Source organism: Candidatus Margulisiibacteriota bacterium (assembly GCA_041661965.1).
Lineage (GTDB): Bacteria > Margulisbacteria > WOR-1 > O2-12-FULL-45-9 > XYB2-FULL-48-7 > XYB2-FULL-45-9.
In genome coordinates this window covers 499,887-518,215 of sequence record JBAZTH010000002.1, presented here as the reverse complement: position 1 = coordinate 518,215, position 18,329 = coordinate 499,887, and the positions used below count along the sequence as shown (strand labels likewise).

General features: G+C 53.7%; 23 protein-coding genes and 1 tRNA gene. 8 read left to right on the top strand and 16 right to left on the bottom strand.

Translation table 11 applies throughout. The annotated features are described in order from the left end of the window. The first annotated feature begins 4 nt into the window (after positions 1–4). From WC772_05495 to WC772_05480, 4 genes are read left to right on the top strand one after another with little or no spacing between them, the layout of a single operon-like run. On the top strand, positions 5–1,675 hold the full coding sequence (locus WC772_05495) for a BamA/TamA family outer membrane protein (protein ID MFA6170207.1): 1,671 nt from the start codon (positions 5–7) through the stop codon (positions 1,673–1,675). 19 nt (positions 1,676–1,694) lie between these two features. After that, positions 1,695–2,342 (top strand): 16S rRNA (guanine(527)-N(7))-methyltransferase RsmG, encoded by a 648-nt coding sequence (gene rsmG / locus WC772_05490; protein ID MFA6170206.1) that lies wholly within the window; start codon positions 1,695–1,697, stop codon positions 2,340–2,342. A 12-nt stretch (positions 2,343–2,354) separates the two neighbouring features. Continuing rightward, positions 2,355–3,122 (top strand): AAA family ATPase, encoded by a 768-nt coding sequence (locus WC772_05485; protein MFA6170205.1) that lies wholly within the window; start codon positions 2,355–2,357, stop codon positions 3,120–3,122. Position 3,123: 1 nt separating this feature from the next. Beyond that, positions 3,124–3,975, top strand: a complete 852-nt coding sequence (locus tag WC772_05480) for a ParB/RepB/Spo0J family partition protein (GenBank protein MFA6170204.1) — start codon at positions 3,124–3,126, stop codon at positions 3,973–3,975. Here WC772_05480 and WC772_05475 read toward each other — a convergent pair. Then, positions 3,953–4,198 carry a hypothetical protein gene (locus WC772_05475; protein ID MFA6170203.1) on the bottom strand — a complete coding sequence of 82 codons (246 nt, stop codon included), beginning with the start codon at positions 4,196–4,198 and terminating at the stop codon, positions 3,953–3,955. The genes WC772_05480 and WC772_05475 overlap by 23 nt on opposite strands. A 59-nt stretch (positions 4,199–4,257) precedes the next feature. On the opposite strand from WC772_05475, the gene WC772_05470 reads away from it, so the two are divergent. From WC772_05470 to WC772_05460, 3 genes are read left to right on the top strand one after another with little or no spacing between them, the layout of a single operon-like run. Continuing rightward, on the top strand, positions 4,258–5,595 hold the full coding sequence (locus WC772_05470; protein ID MFA6170202.1) for a DUF1015 domain-containing protein: 1,338 nt from the start codon (positions 4,258–4,260) through the stop codon (positions 5,593–5,595). Then, positions 5,579–6,301, top strand: coding sequence for a hypothetical protein (locus WC772_05465; GenBank protein ID MFA6170201.1), 723 nt, complete (start codon positions 5,579–5,581; stop codon positions 6,299–6,301). Before WC772_05470 ends, WC772_05465 begins: the two co-directional genes overlap by 17 nt. Before the next feature lie 45 nt (positions 6,302–6,346). Continuing rightward, positions 6,347–8,140 (top strand): ABC-F family ATP-binding cassette domain-containing protein, encoded by a 1,794-nt coding sequence (locus tag WC772_05460; GenBank protein MFA6170200.1) that lies wholly within the window; start codon positions 6,347–6,349, stop codon positions 8,138–8,140. Here the strand turns inward: WC772_05460 and WC772_05455 are convergent. The 6 genes from WC772_05455 to WC772_05430 form a co-directional block, all read right to left on the bottom strand. Beyond that, positions 8,137–8,583, bottom strand: coding sequence for a hypothetical protein (locus tag WC772_05455; GenBank protein MFA6170199.1), 447 nt, complete (start codon positions 8,581–8,583; stop codon positions 8,137–8,139). The two genes, WC772_05460 and WC772_05455, sit on opposite strands and share 4 nt — an antisense overlap. A 125-nt stretch (positions 8,584–8,708) precedes the next feature. Then, positions 8,709–8,990 carry a GIY-YIG nuclease family protein gene (locus WC772_05450; protein ID MFA6170198.1) on the bottom strand — a complete coding sequence of 94 codons (282 nt, stop codon included), beginning with the start codon at positions 8,988–8,990 and terminating at the stop codon, positions 8,709–8,711. Between the two features lie 149 nt (positions 8,991–9,139). Then, a tRNA-Gln gene (locus WC772_05445) sits at positions 9,140–9,210 on the bottom strand. Between the two features lie 34 nt (positions 9,211–9,244). Next, positions 9,245–10,051, bottom strand: coding sequence for a hypothetical protein (locus tag WC772_05440; GenBank protein ID MFA6170197.1), 807 nt, complete (start codon positions 10,049–10,051; stop codon positions 9,245–9,247). Further along, positions 10,048–11,316 carry an acetate kinase gene (locus WC772_05435; GenBank protein ID MFA6170196.1) on the bottom strand — a complete coding sequence of 423 codons (1,269 nt, stop codon included), beginning with the start codon at positions 11,314–11,316 and terminating at the stop codon, positions 10,048–10,050. The genes WC772_05440 and WC772_05435 overlap by 4 nt, the downstream gene beginning before the upstream one ends. Further along, complete coding sequence (locus tag WC772_05430; protein MFA6170195.1) at positions 11,288–12,136, bottom strand: FAD:protein FMN transferase; 849 nt, start codon at positions 12,134–12,136, stop codon at positions 11,288–11,290. The genes WC772_05435 and WC772_05430 overlap by 29 nt, the downstream gene beginning before the upstream one ends. Before the next feature lie 51 nt (positions 12,137–12,187). Here WC772_05430 and WC772_05425 point away from each other — a divergent pair, with 51 nt between their 5' ends. After that, a complete protein-coding gene (locus WC772_05425; protein ID MFA6170194.1) occupies positions 12,188–13,138 on the top strand; it encodes an aspartate carbamoyltransferase catalytic subunit in 951 nt (316 codons plus the stop codon). Here the strand turns inward: WC772_05425 and WC772_05420 are convergent. The 9 genes from WC772_05420 to WC772_05380 are packed head-to-tail and all read right to left on the bottom strand — an operon-like array spanning position 13,096 to position 18,329. After that, positions 13,096–14,436, bottom strand: coding sequence for an MFS transporter (locus WC772_05420; GenBank protein ID MFA6170193.1), 1,341 nt, complete (start codon positions 14,434–14,436; stop codon positions 13,096–13,098). The two genes, WC772_05425 and WC772_05420, sit on opposite strands and share 43 nt — an antisense overlap. A 3-nt stretch (positions 14,437–14,439) precedes the next feature. Beyond that, positions 14,440–14,613, bottom strand: a complete 174-nt coding sequence (locus WC772_05415) for a ferredoxin (protein MFA6170192.1) — start codon at positions 14,611–14,613, stop codon at positions 14,440–14,442. Between the two features lie 16 nt (positions 14,614–14,629). Further along, positions 14,630–14,866, bottom strand: a complete 237-nt coding sequence (locus WC772_05410) for a glutaredoxin domain-containing protein (protein MFA6170191.1) — start codon at positions 14,864–14,866, stop codon at positions 14,630–14,632. 11 nt (positions 14,867–14,877) lie between these two features. Next, positions 14,878–15,072: a DUF1858 domain-containing protein gene (locus WC772_05405; GenBank protein MFA6170190.1), complete on the bottom strand. Its 195-nt coding sequence runs from the start codon at positions 15,070–15,072 to the stop codon at positions 14,878–14,880. A gap of 12 nt (positions 15,073–15,084) precedes the next feature. After that, the gene (locus WC772_05400) at positions 15,085–15,543 is read right to left on the bottom strand and encodes a hydrogenase 3 maturation endopeptidase HyCI (protein MFA6170189.1); all 459 of its coding nucleotides are present in this window, start codon (positions 15,541–15,543) and stop codon (positions 15,085–15,087) included. After that, positions 15,537–16,142 carry a 4Fe-4S dicluster domain-containing protein gene (locus tag WC772_05395; protein ID MFA6170188.1) on the bottom strand — a complete coding sequence of 202 codons (606 nt, stop codon included), beginning with the start codon at positions 16,140–16,142 and terminating at the stop codon, positions 15,537–15,539. Before WC772_05395 ends, WC772_05400 begins: the two co-directional genes overlap by 7 nt. Beyond that, positions 16,142–17,620 (bottom strand): proton-conducting transporter membrane subunit, encoded by a 1,479-nt coding sequence (locus tag WC772_05390; protein ID MFA6170187.1) that lies wholly within the window; start codon positions 17,618–17,620, stop codon positions 16,142–16,144. The genes WC772_05395 and WC772_05390 overlap by 1 nt, the downstream gene beginning before the upstream one ends. After that, positions 17,617–17,880 carry an NADH-quinone oxidoreductase subunit K gene (locus tag WC772_05385; protein ID MFA6170186.1) on the bottom strand — a complete coding sequence of 88 codons (264 nt, stop codon included), beginning with the start codon at positions 17,878–17,880 and terminating at the stop codon, positions 17,617–17,619. Before WC772_05385 ends, WC772_05390 begins: the two co-directional genes overlap by 4 nt. After that, on the bottom strand, positions 17,880–18,329 hold the full coding sequence (locus tag WC772_05380) for a hypothetical protein (protein MFA6170185.1): 450 nt from the start codon (positions 18,327–18,329) through the stop codon (positions 17,880–17,882). Before WC772_05380 ends, WC772_05385 begins: the two co-directional genes overlap by 1 nt.

Below are 18,329 nucleotides of genomic sequence, written 5' to 3'. Positions count from 1 at the left end.
TTCAATGAAAAATGTTTTCACCGGTATTATTTTGGGCTTAATGATCCTGCACTGCGGCGGCGTCCTGGCCGCCGTGGAACTGGTCCCGCTGATCTCCGCCATTGAGGTCCGGGGCAACAAGGCCATCCCGGAAAAAGATATTATCGACGTGATCTTCAGCCGCGCCGGCAGCACGCTGACCGACGACAAAGTCCGGAACGACCTGAAAGCGATCTACGCGCTCGGTTATTTCGCCGACGTCTCTTCCTCGTTCGAAGCCAAAGCCGGCGGCACTAAAATCATTTTCAACGTCGTGGAAAACCCGCAGATCAACGCCGTTGTTTTCGACGGCAACTCGGTTTATTCCTCGGCCGAGCTTCAGGCGCTGGTCCAAACCAAGCCGGGCAACCTCTTGAACTTCAAAAAGCTCCAGGACGATATCGAGGCAATCAATACTCTCTACAAAAAAGGGGGCTACATGCTCTCGCGGATCGCCGACGTCGACACCAACAAGGAGACCGGGACCCTGACTTTTAAGATCATCGAAGGGCGGATGGAATCGATCGTCCTGGAAGGGAACGACACCACCAAAGATTACGTTATTCTCCGTGAATTCAAGACCAGGCCGGGCGCGGTGCTGAACGAAGACCAGCTCAAGAAAGATCTGCGCAATGTTTTCAACCTTGGCTTTTTCTCGGAATTGACCCCGAACTTCGAGCCAGGGACCGCCAAGGACAACATCATTCTCCGGTTAAAGGTCAAAGAGACCCGGACCAGCACGATCAACTTCGGCGGCGGCTGGGGTGAGCGCGAAGGGGGCTTCGGTTTTGTCGACCTTTCGATCAACAATCTGATGGGGACCGCCCAGGGCCTTTTGATCCGCGGACAGCTCGGCCAGCAACTCTCCTCCTATCAGTTCAAATACACCAACCCCTGGTTCTGGCCGGAAAAACTTGGCGACAAAACATCCTTCACTTTTCGGCGCTGGCTGACCGTCGGCCGCGACGTCTTCCAGGCCGACCAGCAAGCCCAGTATAACGGAGCGGACGTTTCATTCGGCAAACCGCTCTCCGGGAACTACAATATCGCCTTCACCCTCGGCCGGGAAAACGTCGATCCCTACGGCGGCTCGACCTTTGAGGCCTATATTTCCAACACGCTGGCGGTCACTCTCGCCTTCGACACCAGAGATTTTTGGCTTAATCCGAAAGAGGGACGCTACTACACCTTGGAACTCAAAGAAGGGTTCAAGCAAACCGGAAACAACACGACCTTCTCCAAGATCAGTCTCGATCTCAACCATTATTATTCGATCTTTGAAAACCAGGTCGCCGCTTTCCACACCGGCTTCGGCGTCGGAACAGGCGACGTGCCGATCGGCGAACTTTACTGGGCCGGCGGCGCCAACACCATTCGCGGTTATTATCCTTCCGAAGCCCATAAAGGGACGTTAAAGATCATTTTGAACGGCGAGTACCGGCTGAACTTCTCCGAAATGTTCCAGGGGGTCTTCTTCTACGACTGGGGAAATGCCTGGAGCAACGACCCCCCCAACACCAACGACTTCCTTTCCGGCTGGGGCCCGGGAATAAGGATCAACACGCCGCTCGGCCCGATCCGACTGGATTACGGCGTACCCGGCGGCCGCACTTTCAGCGAAGGGATCATGCATTTCTCAATCGGCCAAGCGTTCTAGCCGCTTCGCGAAATGACCAATGTCAAATGAGCAAATGACAAATGACGGTAAATTTAATATTTACCTGAATGAATTGATCAAGTGGAACAATAAGTTCAACCTGACTGCAATAATCGAGCCCGAGGAAATACGAAAAAAGCATTTCGACGACTCGCTCCTCCTCCTTAATTCCCTCGATCTGAAACACGAATCGGTCATTGATATCGGCGCCGGCGCCGGTTTCCCCGGGATACCGCTCAAGATCGTCCGCCCCGATATTCGGTTAACCTTAGTTGAGGCGACCAAGAAAAAAGTTGAGTTTATGGAACAGCTGGTCGCCCGCCTCGGGCTCAAGGGGGTCGAAGTGGTCTGGGGGCGGGCGGAAGAAATAACGGCCGGCCGCCGCGAGCGCTTTGATCTGGCGATCGCCCGGGCCGTGGCCGAGCTAAATACCCTGGCCGAATACTGCCTCCCCTTCGTCAAGGTCGGCGGACTGTTCGTCGCCTACAAAGAATTAGCCATTGAACCGGAGATCGAAGCCTCCCAGCCAGCCCTGACCCTTCTTGGGGGCCGCTTTAAGCGGGTCGATAAATACGACTCCCGCTCGCTGGTTTTCATCGACAAAATCACCCCAACCCCGGAAAAATACCCCCGTCGCAGCGGCATGGCAAAAAAAAGACCCCTGTGATATAATCCGCTCATGGCGATCGCTTTCGCAGTTGTCAATCAAAAAGGCGGGGTTGGCAAAACTACCACGACGGTAAACCTGGCCTCATACCTGGCAACCTTCGGCAAAAAAATCCTGCTGGTCGATATTGACGCCCAGAGCAACGCAAGTGCCGGGCTTGGGGTCGACCGCAGCAATTTAAATCTCTGCCTTTACAACGTCATGATCGAAGGGGTCCACCCGGGCGAGGCAATTATCAAAAGCAACATCGCCAATCTTGATGTTTTGCCTTCGACCCCCCGCCTGGCCGGCGCCGAAGTCGAACTGGTCGGGATGGACCCCCGGGAAACCCGCCTGAAAGAAGCCTTGGCGATGGTTAAGGACAATTACGACTATCTGGTCATCGATTGCCCCCCCTCCCTCTCGCTCCTGACGGTTAACGCCCTGACCGCGGCCGACGAAGTGATCATCCCGATCCAGTGCGAGTATTACGCCCTGGAAGGGATCAGCCAACTGACCCATACCCTGGAACTGGTCAGAGAGAACCTTAACCCGGCCCTTAAGATCCGCGGCATCGTCCTGACGATGTTCGACCCGCGCACCCTCCTTTCTTCGCAGGTCGCAGATGAAACCAGAAAATATTTCGGGAACAAGGTCTTCAAGACCGTCATCCCGCGCAATGTCCGCCTGGCGGAAGCGCCGAGCTTCGGCCAGCCGATCCTGTTCTACGATCCGGGGAGCAAAGGGGCGGAAGCCTATGAAAATTTATGTCGGGAGGTTTTAGATGACAACAGGATCTAACATGCAAAAAAGAGGTTTAGGCAAAGGATTAGGCGCTTTGATCCCGCAGGGTTCGGTTTTTATGGGGGGTCGGACCGTGATCAACGTCGACATCAACTCGGTCATCCCCAATCCGCGCCAGCCCCGCACCAACTTTAACAAAGAACTGCTCCAGGACCTGGCCGATTCCATCAAAGCCCAGGGGGTTATTGAACCGATCCTGACTCGAATGCGCAACGGCAAGTACGAACTGATCGCCGGCGAGCGCCGTCTGCGGGCAGCCAAAATGGCCGGGATCACCGCTATCCCTTCGATCGTCAAGGACTTCACCGACGAACAGTCGCTGGAGATCGCCTTGATCGAAAACCTCCAGCGGGAAGACCTGAACCCGATGGATGAAGGGGAAGGGTACGCCCGCCTCGCCTCCGAGTTCGGCATGACCCAGGAAGACATCTCCAAGAAGGTCGGGAAAAGCCGGTCGACGGTCGCCAACATGGTCAGACTTCTCTCCCTCCCCAAACCGATCAAGGAAAGCCTGCGCCAGCGCGAGATCGCCATGGGCCACGCCCGGACCTTGTTAAGTTTGGACAGCGAAGCCAAACAGCTCGACCTCTGGAAACAAATGGTCAAGAATAAAATGAATGTTCGGGATGCCGAAACGGTAACCCAGTCCAAAGACCGGAAAAAAGCGCCGCGCAAACGGGCCTTTTCCCAAAACACCGAACTTAACGCCCTGATCGAAAAGCTGACCAACCGGCTGGCAACCAAGGTTAAGATCTTCGGCTCTCCCGAACGGGGCCGAATTGAGATCGATTATTTCTCCAGGGAAGATTTGGAAAGAGTGCTGGATATTATTGAGGGTCGAAAACGCTAGGCTGTCCGGCGGCTAAGTGAAGCTCCTCGATCGCGGCCTCAACAGTCGCATTATTCTGCGCCGCTCTGATCAAAGCGCGGTATAAACCGGCGGTCTTTGCGTCCGCGTCGCGCAAATTCTTATTAATGACCGCTTCAAAGCTGGCCCGCCCTTCCGGCGGCAAGGTTTTATAAGTCTCAAGAAAACCGTGGATCTCTTTTTGCAGTTTTTCCGCTGGTTCCATAGGCCTATTTTAGCACGGATTTGGCATTCGCCGTAAAGTATGTTACAATTACCGCAATTATGGTCAGGATTTTCCCATTCAACGGGATAATTTACAACAAAAAGAAGCTCAAAAACCTCGCCAAAGTCATGGCCCCTCCTTACGACGTTATCAGTCCCGAGTATCAGGAAGAACTTTACGGCCGGAGCGATTTTAATTTTATCCGCCTGATCCTGGGTAAAGAGTTCGCCTCGGATACCATTTACAACAATCGCTACGTCCGCGCTTCCGCTTTTCTGCAGGGGTGGCTGCGTCATAAGATCATGCTTAAGGACGACAAGCCAAACCTCTACGTTTACGAACAAAAGTTCAAGGCCCAGGGAAAGACCTTTTCGCGCGTCGGTTTTATCGCTTTGCTTCGCCTCGAGGAAGTGGGACGCGGCAAAGTTTATCCGCATGAGTTCACTTATCCCAAAGCGAAGCTTGACCGGCTCCAATTAATGCGGGCGGCCAACGCTAATTTCGAGTCGATCTTTACCCTCTACTCCGATAAAAAAGAGAAGGTCGTTAAAACGCTCAAAGCCTTCATGAAACGCCAGCCGACCGTCGAGGCCAAAGACGAGCTGGGGACCGTCCATCGCCTCTGGCGGGTCGACCGCCTGCCGGCGATCAATAAAGTGATCCAGGAAATGAAAGATAAGGCGATCTACATCGCCGACGGCCACCACCGCTATGAAGCGGCGCTCCGCTTCCGCGACGAAATGAAGAAAAAGAACACTAAGTTCTCCGAAGAAGAAGCCTACAACCATATCATGATGTATTTCACCCCCCTCGAAGGGGCCGGCCTCGTCGTCCTGCCGATCCATCGGGTGGTCCTGCCGATCCCCTTCTTCGAACAGCCGCGCTTCGAAGAAGAGCTCCGCCAATATTATGAGGTTGCCGTTTACCAGGCGACCAAAAAGAGCGCCGACGAGACCCGAAAAAAACTGATGAAAGACCTGGCCAAAGCCGGCGAAAAAGGGCACGCTTTCGGCCTGTATCTCGGAAACCATCGTTTTCTCCTTTTAACCCTGAAGGCCGACCAAAGCGTCAACGACCTGGTCGAAGAAGACAAGCCGAAAGCCTGGAAAGAGCTGGACGCCAACGTCCTTCACTATACCGTTTTCTCCCGGGTGCTGCGGATCGCCCATGAAACCGAAGATAAGCTGGTCTACACTCAAAAAGACGAAGAAGCGGTCAAACTGGTCGACGACAAAAAAGCTCAGCTGGCTTTCCTGCTGAACCCGGTGAAGATCGAGCAGATCATCGAGATCGCTAACAGTTTCGAGAAGATGCCGCACAAATCGACTTTTTTCTTTCCGAAGCTCCTTTCCGGACTGGTCATGTTCAACTTCGACCATAATGAAAAAATTATTTAGCCTAATCTTCGCCTTGGCGCTGCTAGCCGGCCTGGCTTCGTCGGCCGGCGCCCTCTTCCCTCTAGCAACCGATAATAACAAAACAACGCCGGCCGGCCGGACCGCCCTGGAAATGGGCTACTCCAATTTCCAGTTTGCCGGGGGTGAAAAACGACAGCTTCTTTTCATCATTAAACGAGGGATCGTGGGGAATCTGGAAGCGGGGGCCGAACTGCCGGCCTCACTGACCACTCCGGCCGGTCTGCAGGACGCCACGCTCAACATCAAATTCAAGCTCCTCCAATTCAGCCGGACGGAAGGCTTGAGCCTGAAACTGTCAAGCAAACTGGCAAACGGCTCGTCGATCCAAGGGACCGGGTCAGGCTACGCGAATTACAGCGGCACTTTTATTTTAACCAAAGGGCTTGGCCTGCTAACTATGCATTTAAACGGCGGCTACATGATCGTCGGCGTGCCGCAAGGGGCGCCGGCGGCCAATTACACCTACTATTCGGCCGCCATGGAGACGATCCTCTTCGGCGAGCAAGGCGAGGCCTTTGCCGAAATCGCCGGCGACACCTCGGGGACCCCTTCTCCTCTGACCTTCCAACTGGGAGCCCGCTTTTGGCTCGGAGACTTCACCCAATTTATCATCGGCTACGGAAAAGGGTTGTCGGACAGCAGTTACCAGAGCGTCCTCCGCATCGGTTTGACCACGGAAATTTAAACCGCTAAAATTTGATGATCGGGGAAAGTGTGCTATATTTAATGAATGCTGCAAATCAACAATTTATCGCTCGGCTTTGCCGGGCATGAGCTTTTCGATGATATCAGCTTCACTATCCATAGTGGGGAACGGATCGGCTTAGTCGGTCGTAACGGGTCAGGGAAAACCACACTTTTTAAGCTAATTACGGGAGAAATGGCGCCTGACGAGGGAACTATTTCTCTGCCGAAAAACTACACCGTCGGGTACCTTAAACAACATCTCCGCTTCAGCGAGCCAACCGTCCTCCAGGAAGCCTGCCTGGGACTCCCGGTCGGCGAAGAGGACCAGATCTGGAAAGCGGAAAAGATCCTAAGCGGCCTCGGCTTTACGGAAAGCGAGTTCGACAAATCGCCGGCGGAATTTTCCGGCGGCTTCCAGGTCAGGCTGAACCTGGCCAAGGTCCTCCTTGCCGAGCCGCACTTGCTCTTGCTTGACGAACCGACGAACTATCTGGATATCATTTCGATCCGCTGGCTCAAGAAATTCCTGCAGCGCTGGAGCAATGAGCTGATGCTCATTACCCACGACCGCGATTTCATGAACAGCGTCACGACCCATACTTTGGGACTCCACCGACTAAAGACCAAAAAGATCGAAGGCGATACCGCCAAACTTTTTGAACAGATCGCCACGGAAGAAGAGAGCTACGGCAAGACCCTCCAGAAAGAACAAAAGAAACGGGAGGAAGCGATGGAGTTTATCAATCGCTTCCGCGCCCAGGCGGCCCGGGCCAGCCTCGTCCAATCACGGATCAAAGCGCTGGAAAAAATGGGGAAGAAGGAAGAGCTGGTCAAAATAACTGAACTCGGTTTCCGCTTCAATTCGGTCGAATTTGAGGCCAATTATCTAATGCGGGCGGAAAACATTACCTTCGGCTATTCCCCCGACCGCATTCTGATCAACGATCTCTCGATCGATATCGGCAAGAACGACCGGATCTGCGTCATTGGTAAGAACGGCAAGGGGAAATCAACCTTGCTCCGCCTGCTGGCCGGCGAACTCCAGCCGCAAGCCGGGGAGATTAACCCCCACCCCGACTGCAAGATCGGCTATTTCGGCCAAACTAACATTGAACGGCTGAACCCCAACCTGACCATTGAAGAAGAACTTCACCAATTGCGGCCCGACATGAAATACAGCGACATCAGAAAGACCTGCGGGGCGATGATGTTCACCGGCGACCTGGCCTTAAAAAAGATTTCGGTCCTCTCGGGTGGCGAAAAGAGCCGAGTCACGCTGGGGAAGATCCTCCTCTCCCCCACCAACCTCCTTTTGCTCGACGAGCCGACCAACCATTTGGACGTCGAATCGTGTGATTCAATGATCGCGGCTCTCGACGAGTTTCCCGGCGCGGTCATCATTGTGACCCACAGCGAAATGTTTCTTCATCATCTGGCCAATCGCCTGATAATCTTCAACGAAGACAAGGTTTTTGTCTTTGAGGGCCGCTACCAGGAGTTCCTGGACAAGATCGGCTGGGAATCGGAACCTAAAAAAGCGAAAAAAACGGCCAAGCATAAGGAGCCCAAAAAAGTCGACCATAGCAAACAACGGCAGACAATCATTAATAAAACGGCCGAAGTCGAAAAAAGGATCGATGAAGCGGAAGCGGCCCTGGAAGCGGTCAATCTCGAGATCGCGCAAGCCGGCGGTAAAAAGAGCGGCGCGGAAATTCAACAATTACAGATCACCGCCCATAAGCACCAACAAGCGGTCGACAGCGGCTACAAAGAGCTCGAAAGCCTGATCGCCGAGCTCGATGTCTTCGACCGGGCAAATTTGACGTTTAGGGGTTAAGGCTTCGTCCTTTTTTTCTGATTATCTCCCCGACCGTATCCTTTCCCTTTCTGCTTCCATTGCTGCTTCCACTTGCCAAAAGGGATCGGCTTTACGCTCTTATAAATAACCCGATAGTTTGCCGGGATCCGGATCAAAACCGGCGGGACAACGCGTCGGTTAATGATCACCCAGGGACCGTTATAGGCTGTTGCCCTGTACCAGACGGTTCCACGCGGAGACCACCAGTAGCCATTAAAGTAATAAACATCGAAATCAATGCCAGAAACAAAATAGACTCCGTAGCTGGAGATAAAGACTACTTCAGACGGCTCGGCAACCACAATGGGCGGCGGGCCGATATTAACATTTATGTTAACTTCTGAATTTGCCGGCTTAACGGCGCCTATGGCAATCATCGAGGTGAGCAGAAAAGCAAAAACAACGCCACTGATCTTTCCCATAATTTCCTCCTGGCAGCATTGGCTGCTAACCTTGGGACTCGGGCCTATTGTAAGCCAGCTAAGAAAAGATTGCAACTGGGGGACAGGGACTCGTCCTCCGCCCCGCTTGAGCGGGGGCTTCGGGACTATTTTTCTTTACATCTCGCCGCGGCCTTCAGAATCCCCTTGTCTCCCTTTATAAGAGCTAACTTTTTTATTCGGGACCAACCCTTTATTTGTCTCTCTCTTTTTGCAGCTTCTGCCCTGGAATTATACTCCTCAAAATATCTTAATTTAACTGCCGGATTACAGCTGGTGTAATGACCGCCTTCTCCTGATTGATGCTGTAAAACTCTTCTTTTAAGATTATTCGTAATTCCGGTGTAAAAAGCTTTATTCTGACACTCAACAATATAAAGATAATACATGTAAATCTCGACTCTGCCTCGACCGGCCCTAGACTTACGCTGAATAAATAATATTTTAGAAGTCTCGACTCACTTCGTTCGCTCGACATCCTTCGACTCGAAAGAGGGACTTGTCCTGAGCGAGGGAGCGAAGCGACCGAGTCGAAGGACTGGGGGACAGGGACTCGAACCCCGATTCTCGCCTCCAAAGGGCGGTGTCCTACCATTAGACGATCCCCCAACAAGCAAAATTATACCTTTTTTTCTAAATAAAATTAAGCGGTTCGTGAATAAACGGCGGCTAGTTTTTCTTTGACCTCTTCGAGCTTGCGGCCCCGTCGCCGCATGACGCTCTCCGTCGCCGCCAGGAATTTTTCCAGATCGACCCGGCCATTGTTCCCCCAACTGAACGAGGGGACGTTTTTCGGGACCAGCCCGCCGCCAAAAACATTGGCGCCGACGCCGATCACCGCGCCGGTCGGGATCAGCGTGCCGATCCCCAGCTTGGCGTGGTCGCCGATCAAACAACCGAGAAACTGCGTTCCGCTGTCGGTCTCTTGGCCATTGATCGCCATTTTAACGGTGCCATAAGTATTTTTCAGGTTTGAGTTGGTCGTCCCCGCTCCCAAGTTAACCCATTCGCCGATGTACGAATGGCCGATAAAACCGTAGTGCGCTTTATTGGCGTAGCCGTGAAAGATCGAATGGGTCACTTCTCCGCCGATCCGGCATTCCGGCCCGATGGAGAGCGGCCCGCGCAAATAACTTAGCGGCCTAATAATTGTCCCCCGGCCGATATAGATCGGCCCCGACCGGGCGTCAAGGACGGCGCCGGCTTCGATCTCGGCCCCGGCTTCAATAAGCATATTTTCCGGCGCGTAGAGGACGACTGAAGGATGGACAGTTCCTTTTATCCCGCCCCCCATAACCTTAAGGTCGGCTTCCAGGTCGGCTTTCAGATTGACGATCAAATCCCAGGGATATTCGCTCCGTTCAGGATGGTCGCGCAGGGTCCTGGCGCCGCAGCGAAGGTCGCCAGCTTCCCGTAAATATGTCAGGGGAAGAAAGTTATCTTTTTTCATCCCTTCCTCTTATATTTGGGGTCCTCAAAACTATAAGTAAAATGGGTGTGGGTTTCATAGCGACCTTCCAAAATGGCAATCACGTCTTCAATAAAGACCAGCTCTTCGTCGGTCGGAATAACGTAAACCTTGACCGGCGAATCGTCGGACGTGATCAATGATTCTTTGTCTCGGGTGTTGGCGGCGGCATTCCGCTTCTTGTCCAATTTGATCCCGATGTTTTCCAGGCCGGAGAGGACCCTTTCCCGCAACCGGTAATTCCGCTCGCCGCCGCCGGCGGTAAAAACGATCGCGTCAACCCGGCCCAAGGCCGCCAGATAGGATCCGATATATTTCCGCAGGCGGTACGCTTCGATCTGCTGGGCCAATTGGGCCCGATGGTCCCCCTCGTCGGCCGCCTTATCCACGTCGCGGCGGTCCATAAATTTGCCGGTGATCCCGAGAAGCCCGCTTTTTTTGTTGAGGATCTTTTCCAATTCTTCGACGTAAAACCCTTCCTTCTCGATCATGAACAAGATGATCGACGGGTCAAGGTCGCCGCAGCGGGTCCCCATGACCGCCCCTTCCAGCGGGGTCAGCCCCATGGTGGTATCAACGGAGATCCCCCCGGCAATGGCAGCGATACTAACGCCGTTGCCGATATGCATCGTAATTAAATTTGTCTCCAGCGGTTTTTGGCCGAGCAAGGTCGCCGCCCGTCGGGAAACATAAAGATGCGACGTCCCGTGGAAACCGTAGCGCCGGACGCCGTACATCCCGTACCACTCGTAAGGAACGGCGTAAATATACGCCTGCTCCGGCATGGTTTGGTGAAAAGCGGTATCGAACACGGCGATGTGCGGGATATCGGGAAGAACTTCCTTAGCCGCTTCGATCCCCATGATATTCGGCGGATTATGGAGGGGGGCGAGATCCTGAACGTCTTTGATCGCCGCCAGGACTTCGTCGGTGATCATGACCGAGCTCTTGAACTTTTCGCCGCCGTGAACGACCCGGTGTCCGACCGCGGCGATCGCGGAGAGGTCGTCCAATATCTTGTACTGCTTGTCGATTAACGCTTCGAGGATCGCCTTCAAGGCGTAGCGATGGTCCTGGCATTCCAATTCTTTTTTGATCTCTCCTTTGCCCGGAGCCTCGAAGGAGAGGAAGGAGCCGGCAATCCCGATCCTTTCGATCACGCCGCTGACCAAGGATTTGCGCTCCCCCGACTTGTAAAGCTTAAACTTAACCGACGAACTACCGCAATTTAACGCTAAAATTATCATTTATCTTTCCCTTTCCGTCGACAATGACCGCCTTGGCGGCCAGTTTATTCGCTAATTTCAGCCCCTGCTCCGGACCAAGCACAAAGATCGCGGTCGAGAGCGCGTCGGCAATCGCCGCGTCCCGCGTAATGACCGTCACCCCCAGACAACGGTTTGCAACCCGGCCGCTCCGCGGATCGATGATGTGGCCCGGTTGCTCGTACCCGCCGGAGGTCGAAAGGGCGTCGCCATCGTTTAAGGTCACGACCTCCAACAGGTTGGAACTCATTCCCGGCCGGGCTTCTCGCGGATCGATCACCCCGATCTTCCAGGGTCCGCCGATCACCGCGATCGAAGAGTGCATGTCGATCAAGGTTTTTTTCGCTCCATCGGCCAGAAGCTTGCGCCTGGCCGATTCCACCGCCGCCCCCTTGCCGATCCCGCCCAGGTCAAGGCTCATCCCTTTATGACGGAGAAAAATCGTCCGGTTCTTACTGTCCAGAACTATCGCCCGGTAATTTCCGTTCCGTCCCAGGGTAAGGTCAAAGGCCCCCCCCGACAGATCGGACAACAGGAACGAGGTCGCGACCAAGTCAAAGGTTTCTTTCGCAACTACAACCGGACCATTCCCAGCCGCCCGGTTGACCTTGGAAATATCGCTCTCCGGCTCAAAACGGCTGAAAAGTCTGTCCAACCGTTTAACTTCATCGATCGCCAGTCGGGCGCCGTCCCCTTTCACCCGCAGAGTCGTCCCCATGACCACGACGGTTTTTTCGTTAGGCAATAATAAATAGCCCAGGCCAAGGATCAAAATAATGAGGACGGCCCAATATTTTTTCATGGCAATATTATCCTTATAATGATATAATATTTAAGTAGATTAATCAATTGTATGAACAAGGTCAAAAGGCTTAAAAATAAGGATCTCCTCGGCCTCAAAGACCTCTCTCTAGAGGAACTTCAGCTCATTTTGAACACCGCTGTCTCCATGAAAGAGGTGTTGAGCCGCCCAATTCCCAAAGTTCCCACTCTGCTCGGCAAACACCTGGTCACTCTTTTCTATGAACCGTCAACACGGACCCGGACCTCTTTCAATATGGCGGCCAAGGCCCTTTCGGCCAACATTACCAACGTCGCCCTCTCGTCTTCCAGCGTTTCTAAAGGAGAGAGCCTGATCGATACCGTCAAGAACCTGGAGGTCATGGGGGTTGACGCGATCATTATCCGCCATAACATGGCCGGCGCCCCGCACATGCTCGCCCGCAACACCGAGGCCTGCGTCATCAACGCCGGTGACGGCTGCGACGAACACCCGACCCAGGGCTTGCTGGATATCTTCACCATGATCGAGAAGAAAAAGACCGTTAAAGGGAAAAAGGTCCTGATCGTCGGCGACGTCGCCCACTCCCGGGTCGCTAAATCAAATATCTGGGGCTTGAATAAATTGGGGGCCGAGGTCGTGGTCGTAGGACCGCCGACCCTCATGCCGGAAGGGATTGAAAATCTTGGGGTTAGAGTCGCCTACGACCTCGACCGGGAATTAGCCGACGCCGATTTCATCAATATGCTCCGGATCCAGCGGGAAAGAATGGACAAAGGTTTTTTCCCTTCGATCGAGGAGTACGCGGAACTTTACGGCTTAAACTCCGCCAGAATGAAAAAAGCCAGACCGGATGTCGTGGTGATGCACCCGGGACCGATCAACCGGGGGATCGAAATGACCTCGGAAGTCGCCGACGGGCCGAATACGGTGGCGCTGGAACAAGTTACCAATGGGGTCGCGGTCAGGACCGCCCTGCTTTACCTACTGCTCGGCGGAAAAGTTACCCCTTTCTTTAAATGAAGCGCGGTTAATTTTGCCCGAACCTCTTGGATCTTGCCGCCCGCCAACGGATATAAATTTATAATCGCAAAAGCCAAGCCGAAGGCGACCATCGGGATCACCGCGATCAAGGCGAAAATCCCGCCGTAAAAAGAGCGCGGCTGGGTAAAAACATAGGGATTATAGCCGCAAAGCATAAAAACCGAACTGATGGTAAAAGATTGAATAACAATGGCAAATCGATTAATAAAAGCCCTGATCCCGAAGAACGTTCCTTCCCGGCGATGCCCGGTCTTGACCTCATCCTCATCGATCACGTCGGACAAGACGACGTCGGAGACCAGTAAATAACCGGCCAGCGAAGCGCCGAACAAAGCGGCAACCAGCATGATCACGTTGGCCACGGTGCTGAACAGGAGCGGCGCCAAACTAAGCGCCATCGCCCCGGCGGCCAGCATCATCGTTCTTTTGGCCCCCTTTTTAACTAGGACCGCCCGCCAGACAAAAAGCATCGGAAAGGCGACAAAAAAAGCCAGGGCAAAAAGGAGGGTCACTTCCTGCGGGCTCTTTTCCAGCACATATTTCACGTAAAACGGGATTGAAGCGATCAACGTAATAAAACCAAAAGAGATCAAAAGATCCGCCGAAACATAAGCCAGAAAAGAACGGTCGACCAAAGTGGTCTTCAGCGCGGCCAAAAGCGGCAAAGACGGTTCCCGGCTGAATTCTTTCTTTTCTTTGCAGCCAAGCAGGGTGATCAGCCAAAGCAGCGCGACGATCGCGCCAAAAATTATCCCCATGTTCCCCCAACCAAACCTGATAAACAGCTGGGGCGGAACAGCGAGCCCAAACAACAAACCAAGCAGGGCGAATCCCTGGCGAAAAACATTGACCGACGACCGTTCCTTGAGTCCGCCGAACATTTCCGGAAAAAGAGCGGACCAGTTAAGGACGACAATCGTATAAAAGGCATCGAACAAACAGATCAGGGCGATAAAATAGAGGAAAAGAAAATAAGGCTCGTCCAGACCGAAAAAAGGAGCCCGCCAAAGAAAGGCAAAGGCCATTCCCAACGGGATCGCGCCGAGCAAAATATAAGGAACGCGGCGGCCAAACCGCGAATGAGTGGAATCAGATAAAAAGCCGGCCAGGGGATCGTTGATCGCGTTCCAGAGACCGTAAATGAACATGGCGGACCCGGCCATATAGACCGGGAGCCGCATCACGTCCACGTAAAAAAAGATAATATAGGTGGCGAATACCTGATACGAAAGAGACGAGGCCAAAGCTCCAAGGCTGTAGGTTAACTTTTTTAACATTTGTTAGATATTGATCGCTTCAACCGGGCACGCGGTGGCAATATCTTCCAGACTGCAGGATTCGCAATCGTTCTTGACCGCTTGAGCTTTGCCTTCCGCGGTCAAAGTGAAAACGTCCGGGCACATATCGACGCAAACACCGCAACCGATACAAAGGGCTTGGTCTACTGAAACCATGGTGCTACCTCCTTATTTATTTAATTCCCAAAAGCTGGGAAATTTTGGGCTTTTCAAAGCCGACAATTATCTGGCCGTCAATATCCAGGACCGGGACCCCCATCTGTTTTGACTTGCCGATCATTTCCTGGGCGGCCGCTTGATTAACTGAAACATCAATATCTTCGAACTGAATATTATGTTCGGTCAAAAAGGCCTTAGCCATTTTGCAATAGGGACAAGTTGGGGTCGAATAGATCTTAACGTTTGCCATGGGGGACCTCCTTAAGCCTGATTGATCTCGCTTAATAGTTCATTGACGTCCAGCCCGTGGACTTCCGCCGCCTGGGCGATCGTTTCCCCGGAAGCGATAACGCAACCGATGCAATGCATCCCTTTTCCCATCAAAATGGCGGCAATGTGCGGCTTATGCTTTAAGGCCTCGGCAATCGTCGTTTCAGCCGTAATCTTTTCTTCCATATTATAATTATATCATACCTCTAAAATCTCCCCAACCACCTGATCCAGCGCTTTCTTAACCGGAGGGCTCAAGCCCTCCCCAAAACCGACCGCCAGCGGCTGTACCCCCAAAACCACGATCCGCAATCGAGGCAGAGCCTCTTTCAGGTAAGCGGCAAAAGTTTTCAGTGAGAGGTCGTGCGTGGAAAAACCTTTTAAGAGGATCTGTTCCGGCTCAAACAAAGCGGTCCGGCCCGGTTCGGCGCCAAAGTCGGCCGCGTCAACGATCAAAAGTAGATCCGGCTTCAGCGCCGCAATTTTGCCGGTGTAGTTCTCCGGAGTAGTACCGGCATCAAGCAACGGGTATTTATCAAACCCCAGCCGCCGCAGTTCACCGATAACCAGCGGGCCAAAGCCGTCGTCTTTTCGAAGCGGACTGCCGACCCCCATAATAACCGACCGACCGGTAAAAAGCGGCTTCAGCTCTACCACTGTTCGGCTAGGATCATTTCCCGGCGGCAGTTGGGACAAAGGAGGCGCAGATGTCCCGCCCGCTTATGGGGACTGTTCTCCGGTTTTGCGGCATACAATTTCAGTTCGGCGCTCCTGGCCAGCAAAAGGGTCGGGTTCGCGTACAGCAGGTGTCCAACCTTTTTGGCCAGAAAGAGCAAGTGGTCTTCCGCTCCCAGCAGGCCGCCGCAATGTTCGCACAGGATCAGTTTTTTCCGCGATTGGGTCGTCGCCTGCAGGCGGTCATAGGTCGAAAGCTCATATTCGGTCGTCAGTTTGATCCCCTTTTCGGTAATACAAGCCCGTTCGCATTGCTGGCAGTAGATGCACTGGTCCTGATGGTGGATCAGTGTCCTGGTCTTGGCCGCCAGATCGTCGATCACTTCGATCGCCCGGGCGGGACAAACCTCGGCGCAAGCCCGGCAGCCGACGCAATCAGCCTCATAATATTGCGGCTTGCCGCGGAAACCCGCCGGGGCCGGCGCCGGTTCATAAGGATAGCGGTGAGTATAAGGGCCGAGAACCAGCGCCCTCACCGCTTCGGATAAGATCCGTAATTGGAACAAGCCCGGGAGTTTCATTAATTGCCTCCCATTAGTTTGCCGTAACCGATCCCGTTGAAGATCGACACGACCGCCGGATTGATCAGATACTGACTGACCACCGGGACAAAAAGACCGATCCCCAAACACAAGAAAGCAAGGACCACGATCGGCAAGAGCATGGAAAGCGGGGTCGCTTCCTTCACCTCTCCCACTGCCGGGCCGAAAAAAGCCCCCTTCATAAAGTTCAGGTACGAGGCCAGAGTTAAAATACTCCCGACCGCTACAACAACCGCTAAGGCAATGTTACCCGCCTGGGCGGAGGCGATAATAATAAATAGTTTGCTCCAAAACCCATTAAAGGGCGGCAAGCCGGAGATCGCCAGCGAGCCGACGATCGAAGCGGCGGAAATGATCGGCAGGCGGGAATATAACCCGCCCAACTTGCGCAGGTCCCGGGTCCCGGTCGCCCGATCGATCGCCCCGGCGTTCAGAAAAAGGAGCGGTTTCATCAAGGCATGATTAAAGGCGTGAAAAAGCCCCCCCATGATCCCCAGCGGCGAGCCGAGGGCGATCGCGGCAACAATATTGCCGATCTGGGAAATGCTGGAGTAGGCCATCAATCGTTTAATGTCTTTTTGTCCGACCGAGAGGAGTCCCCCAACAATCACCGTTGTCCCGCCCAGGATCATCAGTAAAAACGAGATCTGATTGGTCACCCCGAAAACATTGTAGAGGATCCGGACCAGGGCGTAGACCCCGAGAGTTTTAATAATGACCCCGGAAAGAAGGGCCGAGATCGGGCTCGGCGAGGAAGTATGCGCGTCGGGGAGCCAGGCGTGGAACGGAACAAGGGCCGCTTTCAGGCCAAAGCCGGCCACAAAAAGAGTGAGGATCAAATTCTTGATCGCGACCGCTCCCGTCGGAAAAGTTTGGGAGACCTGGGCCATATTAAAGGTCCCGGTCAGGCCGTAAACGAAACCGAGACCAAGCAGGATAAAAAGCGAGGCGATCTCCCCCAGCACGAAATATTTGAAAGCCGCTTCGATCTCCGCCCGCTGGTTGCCGAACCCAACCAGAGCGTAAGCGGAAAGGGCCCCGATCTCCAGAAAAACAAACAGGGTGAAAAAATCGCCGGTCAGGATCACGCCGTTGATGCCGGTTATCATTAGTAGCAGCAAAGCGTAATAGTTGTCCCGGTTGGCGAACTTTTTCATGTAGTCGATCGAATAAACGGCGGCCATCCAGGCGACAAAATTAGCGACCAGGAGATGGAGATGGCTCAAGCCGTCCAGGACCAAGCTGTTTCCTCCGGGCGAGAGCCAGCCGGAAAGGTTAAAAAGCAGGACCGTATTGAACGGCCGGAAAAAATAAAGCAGTAAGGCGCTCGCGAATAAATAAGCGGCCGCCAGGTTCGCCAGGCCGGCCGCCCCCGCCTTCTTTTGCCAGGAAAGGAGCATGATCGCCAGGGCGGCGACCAGCGGCGCCGCGATAAAGGCCGGTAAAAACAAGGTCATCCGTTCAGCTCCTTCATTTTTCCCGCGTCTAAAGATTGAAAAACAGCCTGGGCCCTGATCAGGAGGGTCAGGGCGATCAAGGTGACCGCCAGGATGATCAGCGCCGTCCCCCACTTCCGGTTACCGAGAAAAACCAGGAAGAAGTCGACCGCAAACTCCATGGTCAAGATCCCGATCGCGATCTTGTAAATATTTCGTTTGACCATCACGGTATACAGCCCGATCAGGAACAAAATTAAACAGCCGGCATACTCGTACATTATTCCTGCCCCTTATTACGCAGCATCGACAACAAAGCGATACCGGCGACGGCGACGATCACGATCATGCCAAAAACGTCGTAAGCGCGCAAAGTTTCGGCGTATTTAGTCGAGATCTCCTGCGGCGTGGGGAGGAGCCGCAGCGCCGGCAGGAAAAGCCATAAAGCCAGCAAGGCAAAAACCGCGGCGACGACATAACTTAGGGGAGCGCCGTGCGGCGCCTCATCGTTAACGATCCCCCGATTATTGAGGATCCTTATGAACAAATAAACGATCAAAGCGACCACCGCCAGCTGAAAAACGGCGAAGAAGTACGATTGGAAAACGAGAAAGGCGAGCGCCAGACAAGCGCCAACTCCCCCCAACGCGTACACGGAATAACGCAAGTCACGGCTTTCCGCCGCGACGACGGCGCAAACGATCGCGATCGCCAAGATAATATTCAGCAT

Excerpts from the sequence above, each read along its gene's own strand:
- WC772_05435 (MFA6170196.1), bottom strand. The coding sequence starts at position 11,316 with ATGATAATTTTAGCGTTAAATTGCGGTAGTTCGTCGGTTAAGTTTAAG.
- WC772_05410 (MFA6170191.1), bottom strand. The coding sequence starts at position 14,866 with ATGGCAAACGTTAAGATCTATTCGACCCCAACTTGTCCCTATTGCAAA.
- WC772_05390 (MFA6170187.1), bottom strand. The coding sequence starts at position 17,620 with ATGACCTTGTTTTTACCGGCCTTTATCGCGGCGCCGCTGGTCGCCGCC.
- WC772_05495 (MFA6170207.1), top strand. The coding sequence starts at position 5 with ATGAAAAATGTTTTCACCGGTATTATTTTGGGCTTAATGATCCTGCAC.
- WC772_05475 (MFA6170203.1), bottom strand. The coding sequence starts at position 4,198 with ATGGAACCAGCGGAAAAACTGCAAAAAGAGATCCACGGTTTTCTTGAG.
- WC772_05415 (MFA6170192.1), bottom strand. The coding sequence starts at position 14,613 with ATGGTTTCAGTAGACCAAGCCCTTTGTATCGGTTGCGGTGTTTGCGTC.
- WC772_05440 (MFA6170197.1), bottom strand. The coding sequence starts at position 10,051 with ATGAAAAAAGATAACTTTCTTCCCCTGACATATTTACGGGAAGCTGGC.
- rsmG (MFA6170206.1), top strand. The coding sequence starts at position 1,695 with ATGTCAAATGAGCAAATGACAAATGACGGTAAATTTAATATTTACCTG.
- WC772_05480 (MFA6170204.1), top strand. The coding sequence starts at position 3,124 with ATGCAAAAAAGAGGTTTAGGCAAAGGATTAGGCGCTTTGATCCCGCAG.
- WC772_05380 (MFA6170185.1), bottom strand. The coding sequence starts at position 18,329 with ATGCTGAATATTATCTTGGCGATCGCGATCGTTTGCGCCGTCGTCGCG.
- WC772_05450 (MFA6170198.1), bottom strand. The coding sequence starts at position 8,990 with ATGTATTATCTTTATATTGTTGAGTGTCAGAATAAAGCTTTTTACACC.
- WC772_05420 (MFA6170193.1), bottom strand. The coding sequence starts at position 14,436 with ATGTTAAAAAAGTTAACCTACAGCCTTGGAGCTTTGGCCTCGTCTCTT.
- WC772_05395 (MFA6170188.1), bottom strand. The coding sequence starts at position 16,142 with ATGAAACTCCCGGGCTTGTTCCAATTACGGATCTTATCCGAAGCGGTG.
- WC772_05425 (MFA6170194.1), top strand. The coding sequence starts at position 12,188 with ATGAACAAGGTCAAAAGGCTTAAAAATAAGGATCTCCTCGGCCTCAAA.
- WC772_05470 (MFA6170202.1), top strand. The coding sequence starts at position 4,258 with ATGGTCAGGATTTTCCCATTCAACGGGATAATTTACAACAAAAAGAAG.
- WC772_05455 (MFA6170199.1), bottom strand. The coding sequence starts at position 8,583 with ATGGGAAAGATCAGTGGCGTTGTTTTTGCTTTTCTGCTCACCTCGATG.
- WC772_05465 (MFA6170201.1), top strand. The coding sequence starts at position 5,579 with ATGAAAAAATTATTTAGCCTAATCTTCGCCTTGGCGCTGCTAGCCGGC.
- WC772_05460 (MFA6170200.1), top strand. The coding sequence starts at position 6,347 with ATGCTGCAAATCAACAATTTATCGCTCGGCTTTGCCGGGCATGAGCTT.
- WC772_05430 (MFA6170195.1), bottom strand. The coding sequence starts at position 12,136 with ATGAAAAAATATTGGGCCGTCCTCATTATTTTGATCCTTGGCCTGGGC.
- WC772_05485 (MFA6170205.1), top strand. The coding sequence starts at position 2,355 with ATGGCGATCGCTTTCGCAGTTGTCAATCAAAAAGGCGGGGTTGGCAAA.
- WC772_05385 (MFA6170186.1), bottom strand. The coding sequence starts at position 17,880 with ATGTACGAGTATGCCGGCTGTTTAATTTTGTTCCTGATCGGGCTGTAT.
- WC772_05405 (MFA6170190.1), bottom strand. The coding sequence starts at position 15,072 with ATGGAAGAAAAGATTACGGCTGAAACGACGATTGCCGAGGCCTTAAAG.